The 12,764-nt window shown below is 46.5% G+C and carries 9 protein-coding genes; all 9 read right to left on the bottom strand.

Annotated features, from left to right (window positions below):
- Positions 1-154: 154 nt before the first annotated feature.
- The 9 genes from A8708_RS28260 to A8708_RS28225 all read right to left on the bottom strand — a co-directional run bounded on the left by A8708_RS28260 (position 155) and on the right by A8708_RS28225 (position 12,633).
- Entirely contained in the window at positions 155-1,753 is a 1,599-nt protein-coding gene (locus A8708_RS28260; RefSeq protein WP_068669276.1) for a response regulator, read from the bottom strand.
- Positions 1,734-3,485 carry a sensor histidine kinase gene (locus A8708_RS28255; protein ID WP_068669274.1) on the bottom strand — a complete coding sequence of 584 codons (1,752 nt, stop codon included), beginning with the start codon at positions 3,483-3,485 and terminating at the stop codon, positions 1,734-1,736. Before A8708_RS28255 ends, A8708_RS28260 begins: the two co-directional genes overlap by 20 nt.
- Positions 3,482-4,354 (bottom strand): AraC family transcriptional regulator, encoded by an 873-nt coding sequence (locus A8708_RS28250; RefSeq protein WP_068669272.1) that lies wholly within the window; start codon positions 4,352-4,354, stop codon positions 3,482-3,484. The genes A8708_RS28255 and A8708_RS28250 overlap by 4 nt, the downstream gene beginning before the upstream one ends.
- Before the next feature lie 130 nt (positions 4,355-4,484).
- A complete protein-coding gene (locus A8708_RS28245) occupies positions 4,485-4,868 on the bottom strand; it encodes a Rieske (2Fe-2S) protein (RefSeq protein ID WP_068669270.1) in 384 nt (127 codons plus the stop codon).
- Complete coding sequence (locus tag A8708_RS28240) at positions 4,865-5,995, bottom strand: amidohydrolase family protein (protein WP_082927861.1); 1,131 nt, start codon at positions 5,993-5,995, stop codon at positions 4,865-4,867. The genes A8708_RS28245 and A8708_RS28240 overlap by 4 nt, the downstream gene beginning before the upstream one ends.
- A gap of 158 nt (positions 5,996-6,153) precedes the next feature.
- A complete protein-coding gene (locus A8708_RS28235; RefSeq protein WP_068669268.1) occupies positions 6,154-9,276 on the bottom strand; it encodes a hypothetical protein in 3,123 nt (1,040 codons plus the stop codon).
- Positions 9,277-9,764: 488 nt separating this feature from the next.
- The gene (locus A8708_RS36250) at positions 9,765-9,977 is read right to left on the bottom strand and encodes a hypothetical protein (RefSeq protein WP_204787658.1); all 213 of its coding nucleotides are present in this window, start codon (positions 9,975-9,977) and stop codon (positions 9,765-9,767) included.
- Positions 9,978-10,297: 320 nt separating this feature from the next.
- Positions 10,298-11,695, bottom strand: coding sequence for an ADP-ribosylglycohydrolase family protein (locus A8708_RS28230; protein WP_068669267.1), 1,398 nt, complete (start codon positions 11,693-11,695; stop codon positions 10,298-10,300).
- A gap of 83 nt (positions 11,696-11,778) precedes the next feature.
- A complete protein-coding gene (locus A8708_RS28225; RefSeq protein ID WP_068669265.1) occupies positions 11,779-12,633 on the bottom strand; it encodes an AraC family transcriptional regulator in 855 nt (284 codons plus the stop codon).
- Positions 12,634-12,764 lie beyond the last annotated feature (131 nt).

Raw genomic sequence — 12,764 nt, 5'->3', positions numbered from 1 at the left:
CCTTAGCTAACCAACTCTTCTCTATGTATTAATCATAGCTCTGCGGAAGATGGAAATGTAGACTAATCCTTCTACTTTATTGACAACAAATTCTACGTTTTTATATGCAAAAAAGACACCAACCGATTAAGTTGAATGTCTTTTCTTTATTGCATCACTTGTTTATTTCACTCGGCTTGATTCCCCAATACTTTTGAAAGCTTCGCGAGAAATAATTCCCGTTCTTATACCCGACACGTTCGGCTACTTCATACACTTTGCTCCCCGTTGCCAATAGCTCCTTCGCCTTCTCCATCCGCAGTCTTAGCACACTATCCGAGAAAGAATTACCCGTCACCTCTTTGAAAATACGGCTTGCATAGGCATAATTCATGTACATTTTCTCCGCTACAAAATATAAACTTAGCTCTTCCTCATATAAATGGCGATCTACGAAAGCCATAATTTCACTTACCGTAATATGCGTACCCGACCTGCGGCGTTCACTAATGGAACGGCTAATTCGCGCCATCATGCGATGCAGCCACTCCACCAGCTGCTCCTTCGCCAGCAATTGATTGAAGTTCATAAAGTCCGTATAATCCTCAGCGAGCGTTTCTTGCAGACTCCATCCGTGAGAATTGACAATGCGCGTCAGTAATGCCGTTATGCGAAGGAGCATTTCTTTGGCATCTTCAATGGGATGGTTCGGCGAGAAACCGACGTCCATGATCGTGTTGATGAGCTCGGCCCGCTTGCTCTCATTGCCCGTTTCCACAGCGATTTCGATGTCCTTCTCCAGATCATTCATATTCAACCAAACGGTCTTCGAAGGCGCATCATTCCGATAAGGGATGACGGTTTCATTGCCAAGCACGATGCGTTCCTGCAGTGCCATTCTACTCTGCTTATAGGCAATCGGCAGCAGCGCTTGGTCTTCCACACACGTTCCTATGCCAGCGCTCGCCGTCAGTTTCAAACAGGATCTAACCGTGCTTAGCAGTCTGCCTAGCTGCTGATTGACTTTGAGTTGAAATCCTGACACCTCGGCACTTGATGGCGCCAGAAAGATAATGGCCGTCAAACCGTCATCATCCTGAAGAACGATACCATCCGCATCCTCCACGACATCTCGGGTAATGTTAAAGAGCGAGTATTGAATCAATGGCCTCTCCCCGGACTGGAATCGATCATCGGTTTCAGCAATCGGATCCATGTCGAGCGTGACAGGCAAATAGATGTTACCCCCTAGCGAGAAGCCGATTTCCTGGCTGCGTTTCTCTAATTCCCAAGTAGACAGACGTCCATTCAACCAATTTTTATAAAAAGATTGTTTCAGTTGCGGCAGATGCTCTTTCCATCTCTGTTTCAGGAGCGCGATGTTATGGATGTCATTCAATTCCTGTTCACGGAGCTGCTTGGCTCTTAAAACCGTTTCCAGTACGAGCTCATTCTCCGCCGGCTTCACAAGATATTTAACAACACCATAATCGATGCTATCTCGCGCATATTCGAAATGGTCAAAGCCCGTTAATATAATAACTTTTACATGAGGATAATCACGCTTCAGAATCTTAGCAAGCTCAAGACCACTCATATCGGGCATATGAATATCTGTGATCACGATATCAATGAAGTCCTTCTCTACAGCTAAGACGGCTTCCCTTCCGTTCCCAACAGCTCCGGCAATTTCGATCTCATGTTCTCCCCATGGAATCCCATAGGCAATTCGCTCTCTGACCTGAAATTCATCTTCAACGACGAGCAGCTTCATGATCTTCTTCCCCCACTCGAATTGGCATAATTAAGGTAACCTTGGTACCGAGTCCCTCTTCACTTTCAATCCCCACGTCCGCTTCTTCCCCATAATATAATTTCATTCTTGATTTCACGTTTTTCATCCCAAAAAATTGACTCGATGGGCTTTCTTGCGGCACTCGGTACAACTTACTTGTCAGTATACTTAGCTCTAGTTGGAGTTGCTTCAGCAAGTCGTCCGGCATGCCCAGGCCTGTATCCTCTACTTCGATAAATAAGAGATGCCCCTGAACCCTGGAGCGAATTCGCAGTTCCCCTTCAAACGGACATTTCTCAAGTCCATGAATAATGGCGTTTTCTACAATGGGCTGCAGCAGTAATTTGAGTACAGGAATAGCCTTCGTACCTTCTTCCAAATCAATCTCAACGGAAAAGTGTGCTGTCCGCATCTGTTGAACACGAATGTAATACAGCAGATGCTGCATCGTTTCTTCTAATGTAAAATGGTTCTGTCCTTTTCCTAAGCTAACTCTGAAAAATTTGGCTAAGTTCAAGACCATTTCACTGATTTCTTTCATTTGATATTTGACGGCAACCGAATAGATCGAATCCAGCGTATTGTAGAGAAAATGCGGATTAATCTGGGATTGCAGCAAGCTGAACTCCGACTTGGCTAAGCGCAGCTCCTTCTCGTAATCCTCCTCGATCATAACGCGCTGGGACTCCGCCATTTGATTAAACCCGTTCATCACAAGCCCGAATTCATCTCTTCGATCATGCCTAATTTGATAGTTCAAATCTCCCTTGCCAATGAATTTGAAAGCACCTGATAATTGACGCAAAGGTTTCAGGATTTGATTATAGATCAGCCAAGCCGTCCACACGGCAAGTAAGATGCTGATTAGGATAATGAGGTAGGTAAATAATTGCAACCGATGGGATAGTTTGAAAATTTCTGACTTGGGCTGCTCTAATTGAATGGACCACGCCCCGCTTGTTTCTTTCATCGTGAACATGTCGGAAGTATCCCCTTGCTTAGCAGCAGCATTCGTCTCTAAGATCAGTCTGTTGTTATAAAATAAGGAAATGTTCATCCGTTCCGTCGTTTGAAGATGTTGAATAATCGTTTGAAGCGAAGATTTGTTGACAGCAAATATTAAGATGTTCGGCTCTGGCGTATCTCTTAACACATCGAGCAACCTAATATAGTATATATTGGAGTCCTTCAAATAGAGGTTCTGTTCTACACTAGGATTGGAATGTGGAATATAGATAACCAATGTCCCAATACCATTCACCACTTGCCTAAACCAGGCTTCTTCTTTTACCTTCGGCCATCTCATCGCGCCCAGCTCCGTCGAAACGCCATTGCCGCTAGCACCATGAACAATATAGGCCTCTTGAATAGCACCATTAATATTGGTAAGCGAACCCAACTGCTGCTGCACCATATGAATATCGTATAAATTATGAGGAGCAAGCGGATCTTCAATATCTCTGAAAATGCTCACAATGCTCGAATTAGAGCTGATCAGGAGTGTCTGTTGATCCATATTGTTAGCTATTTGTTCCATGTAGGCAAGTGAGGTTAGGAGTGCGCCCTTCGTCCGGTCACTAATTTGCACATTCATAATGCCTTGCGAGTAATTATTCGCAAACATACTGACACTGACAAGTGGAATAAGAATTAGCAAGAAAGTTAACGTAAGCTTAAGTTGTAAGGATATTGAACCTTTTCTACGTTTCACAGCGATTGCTTCCCCCCTATGCCATTGCCCCGTTGTGCAGTTCTCCAGCTTCCTGGAGGGCTGCCGTAATATTTGCTGAAAGCATGTGTAAAGGCATAGGCATCGGAATATCCCAGCAGTAAGGACACTTCGCTAATCATAAAATGAGAAGCTAGCAGCTCGGCTGCCTTTTCCATCCGCAATCGATGCAAATATTGGACGGGGGTCACCCCCACTTCCTCCGTAAACACCTTGGAGAAATACGTCCGATGCAGGGATAAGTAATCGGCGACATCTCGAACTGTAATATGTTCCATATAGTACGTGTCCATAAAAGCAACGCTTTTAGGAATCCAATTTTCTTTGCCAGTTTGGTTATTGTCAGAAGGGTCCGATGCAATCATTAGACTGCATATACGGTATAGGATGGAACAAAGTTCATTATGTCGTTTCAAGTCATATTTCCAAGGCAGGAACAGCTGGCGTAACGTAGATTCAAGTTCCTTAGAGATAACCCCGAATAGGTAAGGAACCGTCTTACTGAAGCCGGCGGCAGCGAAAAGTTCTGGCACGTGCGGCCCATCCATTGAGATCCAAGTCATCTGGAGATTAGTCTCGTTCGGAGCTAGTTGATAACGGTACGTACTCCCCGGCAACATCGCAAACACATCGCCTTTGGATAAAATAATAGACTCTTTGTCGAAGGTGAACTCGACCTTCCCCTCCATAATATAATGCAAATTATAGTACTCCAGAATGCGGAGACCTGAATGATAGCCAGGCTTTGCGATATTTCGACCGAGGCGAAGGGGCCAGATGCCGCCTTTCTTGGCAAATTCGTCAGGGACGAACATCTGTGATTCATAAAATTCCTTTGCGGTTTCCTGCATGCCAATCACCCTCCTATCCGTTATCACTTCTATTGTAGCAAATGGTGAAGAGGAATGAACATGACGTCATGCGAAATAAAAACCTCTCCTTTGGGCATTGGCTTCCAGCCCAATTGAGAGAGGTTTTACTTTAGGACATATGAATGAAGATTAAGTCATTTTCAATCGAGACACCGAACTTCTCTACGGTGACCTCATACGTTTTGGTGCGCATGGCCGCATCTGTGATCATACAGCCTGTAGCAATATCAAATTCCCACTGATGCCAAGGGCAGCGTACAATCTCACCCTCTCTGTCAAACTGAAAATCCCCTGGGCCTCCTGAAGTCACATAGGCAGTCACCAGCCCTTTGCATAGCTCCGCTCCTTGATGAGGACAAATATTGCGCAGGGCATGAAAGGCGCCGCCAATATTATAAATACCAACGCTGCGCCCTCCCACTTCCACAATCTTATGCTGACCTGGTGGAATTTCCCCTACCGTTCCCACTTGATGCTGCGTACCTCGCTTCATTTGATCTCCTCCGTTTGGCGTGGAGGCAGACCATATAGCTTCGCTGCATTCTGGTAGTAGATGTTATCCCATAACTCAGCCTCGAACTTCGGCAGCGCTTGGCTCGGTGAATCGTAATCCCAGTGTGGGTAATCACTGCAGAACATCAATGTTTCTTTGGCATAGATGCTATCCAACAAATGATCGAGCACCTCACGGTTCGGCGTCTCCTCAAACGGCTGCGTCGTTACGCGGACGTGCTCACGGAAATATTCGCTCGGCTTCTTGCGAACCCATGGGGTCTGCACGCGAAGCCCTTTCCATTCTTGGTCGAGCTTCCATAGGAATGGAGCTAACCAGAGTACGCCTGCCTCTTGCAGCACAACCCTCAGCGTTGGGAAACGCTCGAATACCCCGTCGAAGATGAAGCTTGCTAGATGTGCGCCCATGACCGCAGGACGTGCACAACGCTGCTCAATGTAGTGCGTCACGTAGCCTGCTCCAGTATGAGGCCCGTTAATCCCCTCCCCTTCTAATCCAACATGGATCGTGAAAGGGAGATTATGGCGAACGCAAGCCTCATAGATCGGATCATAGTGCCGACTGCCATAAGGGATGGTAGCTCCGCTTGAGACAACGACCTGAACCATGTCGGATCTGCCCCCAACGCGGTCAATCTCTTGTGCAGCAAGCTGTGGTGCCTGCTTCGCAATAAAGACAGAGCCTCTCAGCCTGCTATCTTGCGCAAGCCAATGTTCAATGGTGTATTCGTTAATTGCCCGGCAATAGGCAGCTGCATAATCATAGTTGGGATTCGCATGAATGGCATAGCCTTCCCCCGTCAGAATGCCATATTCGACATTGTAGCGGTTCAAATGCTGCTTCTGCATCAAGGCGAGATCGCTGCCAGCAGAGCCTCCGCCTTCGGGATAGCTATCTGCCATTCGACCGCCAACGCCGCCATTAAAATGCATACCGCCTGGCAAGGCTGGCCCATATTGCTTAATGAGCTCTTGATACGCTCGCGGCAAATAGGGTTTAATGGCATCCAAACTCGTGCCTTGATGAATGTCGCAATCGATAATGGATCGTTTCAGCTTGGGACGTTGGTCCGCCTGTAACTTTGTTTCGGAATTCGAAGTCTGCATATCTTGTGCCCTCCAACAATTTACATTAGATAGCAGGATGTGAGGTCGTATCCGTTAATCATCCTGGCTTCTTGACCTTAATGTTACGTTTCCAGCGGCCAAACCACAATGCTGTCGTGTCATGTATTTTTTGCGATTTTGTAAGGTGTCTATGATGCTTATGGAATGGCTCTAACATAAATATCATCAAAGTAAGCTTGCGCAATATGCGTGTACACACCAATTTTCCCTTGTGAAAACGTACTGTCGGTTACACTGATCTTGAGTGCTCCGTTAACATAGGCCTTAATTGAACTCCCACTCACTTCAAGCTTAAAGGAATGCTGAACGCCCGTACTTAGCGTAAGCGCCACTGTGCCAAGCGTGCTATCCGAGTCGTTGACAAGCTTTCTAAGCGTGAGCGTGTGGGCGTGATCATCATAATACATGTAATAAAAGTTTTTGCTATCAACCATTCTGGCAATCAGCCCCATACGTCCGTAAATGCTGCTCCAGCTATTCGCTTTCACTTTTGCCTCGACACTATAATTTTGCCATGATGTATCTCCTGCTGAAGCTTTGGACCCTCCATAGCCTAAATTGTCCCCATAATAAACTTGCGACCCTCCATCTGTTACGATGCTGAAGAGGCCGTAATGTTTCGTCCAAGCGCTGACCCCACTCTCAAAGCCTTCATAAAAAATGATATCCGAGGTCGTCACCGATGCCGTACTGCTCGCAGCCGAATAGTTCCCAGATGGGTCAAAGGCTTTCACTACATAGTTGTATGTAGTTAGTGCCGATACGCCCGTATCTGTGTACGTGTTCACATTCCCGTTCAATGTCGCAATTTCAGTGCCATTCCGGTACACTTTGTACCCGGATACGCCAGCATTATCTGTCGATCTGTCCCAAGCGACACTCACCTTCGTTGAGAAAGGAGAGACAGCCGTCACATTGGCTGGAGTTGTTGGAGCGGTCACATCAGTGCCGATGAGCGGTGCATACACCAACTCGAAGCCATATCCTTTGTCGGTTTCAAGCGGAACCGTAATCGTATCGCCAACTACACTGATCGGAATTTCCTGCAATCGTACACCATTCATTGTAAGTTTGTAGGCTTTATATGCGCTTGGTGTTTTGGTTGTCTGCAGCTTCACTTCCCCTGTGCCGTACTTCGCCAGCGTTGGTAAAGTTCCACGATAGAAATAGGTTACACTGCCAACCGTCTCTTCACGCTCTCCCGTTCCTGCGGCATCTGTCGTATAAATGATCAACATTCTGTTGCTTTCATCCAGCGGCTGATCATCCAGTGAAGCTACGGATACGGTTGCTTTCGGCAGATTCGCCTCCATGGTGATCGGGCCAAGCTCATAGCTGTTGTTGTTCATCGTTCCTGCAGCAGCTGCCACGTAAGGCGTGTTAATGAAGTAGGTATTCAGGTTAAGATCAAAGAGGAGCTCACCCGTGTCGGAAACCAGCATATTATTGTCTAAATTAGCCAGCATACTCGCTTTCAGAGTGACATCATCAATTGCATTGATAAATGTTTCTGCTACTTGCTTCATTGTCATGGCGTTCGTAACCGTAATCTTGTTGGCTGTAGGGATATCGCCGCTTGCAATCTGCGCATCTGTGAGGTCAGGCGTAATCTTATAGATTGCATAAGGCTCTCCCGGCTTATCGGCATAGACGGTTACCATCTTGAACAAATGCGGGATGTACATACGATTCCGTTCAGGAGATTCATTCTCCGTAGAAGAGGAGTGCGTACTGACATACGTTTTGTCTCTCACAATAACAAATTTAGCATCGGCCGGCGTGAGGTGAGCTTGACGGAACACAAGCGTACCTTGGTATTCCGACATCGTAGCAATCGCATCCGTCAGCGAGTCAAAGGAAGTCTCTCCGCCCTGCCGGGATTGATTTATGGCTTCACTCACACGGCTTACGTAATGAAAACGGTTCAGCATATCCCAACCTTGGTAAGCACCGGCCGCCGCCGTCATCAAGCCAACATCGTCCCGTCCCTTGTTCGGAAACTCGTGATTGAATTCGGTTAAGGCAAACGGCTTGTTATACAGTTGTCCCAGCGCAAGACCAGGAATATAATTTTTGAAAATAAACGAGCCGTATTGCGACACATAATTGGCGCTGGATGATGGATCAAAGATCATGCTGTAGCGCGGATGTGTCAGCGGATTGTAGGTGAAGGAGTCTTTTCGACCATCGACAAGTCCATTATACAGATGCGTTTCATGAACATCGGCTTGCGTCCGCCAATAATTCGCTAAGGAGTCATTGATATAGTTAATACCGCCAATCGGCGCTTGGACCCCAATGGTGTCCTTGAGATAGGACTTCATGGCGCCATAAGTAGCAAACTGCTTTTCAGTAAAGTACTCGGCCAGATCGTTCTTCATGCCCGGAGTCGCGCCCCAGAAAGTATCCGGGAACGTTGTAACGGTCGGACGGCCTTTGCCAATCAAGAACGTGTTAAAGTCATTCATCACCCAGGCTTTGAAATTCGGGTTCGAATAATTCGCATTGTAAAGAATGACTTCGTTCATCGGGGACACGCCCATGATTTGAGGCTCATCCTTCAAAGCAACTGTTGTATACGGATTCACATGATGAAACAATTGATAGGCAAAAGATTGCCAAATGGCCTGCCCATCCGGCAGAAGCGTGGCCAAGTATTTGGATGCGGTTGATCCATATACACTTTCACCTATGCTAGGTATATCTTTGAAATTTGCAAATGCTAAGATATCCAGATCAATATAAATACCGCGTGCCTTGAGCAACGCATTAAAATAATCAAAATTATCCATCTTGGTTGGATTGAGCGTTACCGTCGTGGACGTGAGTGGCTGCATGAGCCCTCTAGCCCAGTCATAGTTTTGATCGATGGACGAATACCGCACCACATTGTAGCCCATCGCCGCAATTCGGTCGGCCATGATGACCATTTCATCCTTGGTTGGGTCTATCCCGTAACTACCGTTCAAGTTCCCGCCGTAGAATTTCACTTTCGTACCGGGCTCATTTTCAAAATAATAATCGCCGTACACATCGATTTTCACCGACCCCTTAGAACCCGCTGGTGTATGATTCAGAATAGACAAATCCATGGCACTGCCTGGGGCAACCGCCATCGTCGTATCCAAGGGCCGCCAATTACTGTCTGCCACGATCGGTGCTGCGCTAACTGCTGGAGCATAGCCTAAGGTTCCAACCACTGGCAGTAGTAAGGCCGTAACCATAAGTCCTGCAAGCTTGGGTATGATCTTTCTTCTCATCTTTCATTCCTCCTACATGTGATTGTGAGACACCTTCTAAAATCGTTTATGAAAGCGCTTTTAAAAATATTACCTTGAGCTCCGAATCACTCCCCCTTCACGTCATATAAAAAAACACGGTGCCAGCCTACTATAAGACAATTCCTGCAAAACCAACAATGATCGTTTGTCTTTCCGTTTTGTGATTTTGTAGGCTGTGGGCGATTGGCGACGCAAAACATCCTTCTACACGATCATTTCGGGGGAGCAACTGGTGAGGCGGCCGGGTTTGTTGTGCGTCCAAGTTGCATGTTGAGTCTGCTAGATTTCCTACACGCCCCCAGTTGCATATTGAGCCAGAGTTTGCGGATTAACTGGATTTTCTACAGCTATTTTCCGCTAAAATGATCTTGTGGAGAGTTTAACTGGATTTCCTACAGCTAATTTGGCTCATAGTGTCCCGTTTGGTGAAATCAGCCTGAAATAACGGGAGGAAATCCAGTTATTTGTCAAAATGGCGGGATTTCATTCAAATTAGCTACATAAAATCCAGTTATTCCGTATGGCCAGGATGCCACATCGGTTAACGTCGATGCTGGTGTTGGGGTGTCTCCGCGGCACGGAGAAGCTCTAACGGAACGTGGTTCCCTTATTGCCGCGAATAAGGCTATTGCAGGCGAGAAACGGAACGTAGTTCCGTTATTCCACACTTCTGAGCCCATTTACCTCGAATTTCACGAAGATAGCGGAACTACGTTCCGCAACATCGCGAAATCCAACGGATTTACCCAAATAGCGGATCTACGTTCCGCAACTCCTCTCAAACTTAACAAATCTTGCTACTGGTGGATGAGTTCAACATGTTTATGCAGCTCGTTCATGGATAGTTTGTGTAAGGAGTGTAGTGTTGATGGCAACATGTGTTGGAGTAGCTACGTGTTGGGGGGCTGCGGGAAGGAGAAGCTCTAACGGAACGTGGTTCGGCCACGCTGAAAAAACACAAAAAAGACCAGCCGCGTGGCCAGTCTTTATATGGATAAAGCTATTTACCAGCCGCATATTCAGCTGAAATCTTCTTAAATACCTCATAGCTGCGATTCGCACATTCCGAAATCGCGATCGGATGGAAGCCTGTCACCTCAGCATATAGCTTATCGTTAAGCGGCTCGGCCCATGATGCCGGCAGCTGATCTGCGCCTAGCTTCGCACCCATAATCGAACCAACGGTAGCCCCGTTGCAATCGGTGTCCCAACCACCAAGAACCGATGTCGTGACAGCTAGTTCGAAATCATCCTTACCAAAAATCAACGACGCAGCAACCAAAGCCGCATTATTGTTCGTATGCACACAGTGATAGTGTTCGAACGCATTCCAAATCCGCTCGACTAAATCCAATTGATCGACTGCCGTACGCGCAATTTCCACGGCTTGTCGAATATCATGCGCTAAGCGGCTATTGCTAGGAATTTGGCTAAGTCCAATTTCAACAATGCGTTCATTGTCGGTTTCGTTGAAAGCCGCAGCAATCATGGCTGCCACGAACATTTCCCCATAAATACCATTTTTCACATGGGAAAAGGAAGCATCCCGCCATGCTAACTCAGCAGCTAGTTCTGGATTTCCCGCCGCGCCATAAGCTAAGCCATCGGCTCTAATTTGAGCGCCAATCCACTCCCGATACGGATTTAACCATGTACGAACCCAGTCACTCTTTTGATCCCAGTCCGCTGTTTTCTGACCTTGCATATGGGAGGTCACCTGAGCGAAGTTCAAATAGGACTGCGTCTCTGCCGTGCATACTTGCTGGTAACTAAGGTATTTATGCCACAGCTTGCCAATATCCCAGCTATCGAAATTCAATCCTTTTTCCTCTAAAAGAATCAAACCTAATACGGTATAACGAATATCATCGTCGGTTTCCATAAACTGAATGTTTTCTTTCCAGCTTTTCTGGCACCAATCGTTTATTTTCAAATCATACTCCGTTGATGCTCGTGAACTCCCTGGGGTATATCCTTGAATTGGCCAAGCATCTGCTCCCTTGAACCAAAGCTCGATATTCTTCCATCCCGCTCTTCCTCCGAAACCATCCATGAATTGACGATTCTCAAACGGTTTCCCCAATGCACATCCGATACTTCGGCCAAGCCACGCACCCTGAAATTGATTGCGCCATGCAGCGTCCGATTTGTCAGCCGGTAATTGCCTTGGCCCTTCGGGTCGAGCCGCACGAATGCCAGGCAAGTCAGAAGGCTCCTGATAAGGGAAGTCTGCACGAATTTCAAGCGCCATCAACTGCTGGTATACAGTCATTAGCTTCGCATCATCCTCTTCCGCCGCGGCCCACTTGTCCAGAAATCCGCTGACATCGCAGCCCTCTTCTCCCCTTTGTACAATTTCTAACCGCACGATATCATTTAATTTCTCCCAGCCAGCCATTGTCTAACCACCTTTAATGATAGATTTTAAGCTGATTATACGAATTTGGCCCTAACGAATCTTCTCAATTTCTTTCGCACTTCTCAAAATAATTGCTTGACGCCAAATTGTTTGCGATATTCCTGCGGAGATAGTCCAGCATCCAAATTAAAGGCGCGATAGAAGGAGGCCAAGCTCTGAAACCCACTGGAAAAGCTAATATCTGCGATACTATCAAGGCTCGTGACAAGCTGTTTCTTGGCTTCGCTAATCCGCAACTGTGTCATATAGGCAATGAAGCTGACCCCCGTATGTTCCTTAAAAAGGCGGCTTGTCCGCGCCGTGCTCCAACCCAGGTGCTCTGCAACATGGGTAAGTTGAAGGGGCTCCTGATAGCGTTCTTTTACGAATCGCATGACTTCTTTGATCTCGCGTTGCGAATTGGACATTTTCACCCATTGCTCATTGCTGAAAGCACTCCGATAATAGCGAAGCAAGATAACACCTAACTCTAGCAATTTGCAGCGCGAAATCGTTAGATAACCCTCCGCTTTTGCGTTAAGCTCCTCATAGATTTGTTGAATAAGGACGCCGATTTGCCCCGCAAGCGGTGTTCCAGCCCCAATATGATTCTCAAATCTCTCGGACCGATAGGCAAATGGCAGCAATAATTTCTCATCTTCTTCAAGGAAGAGGCTTGGATCAAAATTCAAAAAAATATATCGGCTTGGGTCATGCTGCGCAGATTGCGCAATATGAAGCTCCGTATTATTGACAATAAAGACATCGCCTTTGCGAACTTCGTACAACTTATTTTCAAAAATAAATTGCCCTCGTCCTCCCAAGCAATAGCCAATTTCCAAGCTAGAATGGGAATGCAGAGGTTCTGGATACGGTTTGGGACACCACGTATACGCATTAATTGGAATGAGATTGTCATACTCGATCTTCTGCTTCAATGGGTTTCAGTCCACCTTCGAAATTAGGTTAGTTCTATTTTACCATCCGCCAAAATGTTGTGGTAAATAAAATGCACGTCACATTTTTACGGAATTGTAATGTCTCGCTCCCCATTTTTATGCGATTGTTA

The sequence above is a fragment of the Paenibacillus oryzisoli genome, assembly GCF_001653565.1.
Lineage (GTDB): Bacteria > Bacillota > Bacilli > Paenibacillales > NBRC-103111 > Paenibacillus_E > Paenibacillus_E oryzisoli.
This window is presented reverse-complemented; position numbering and strand designations above follow the sequence as displayed.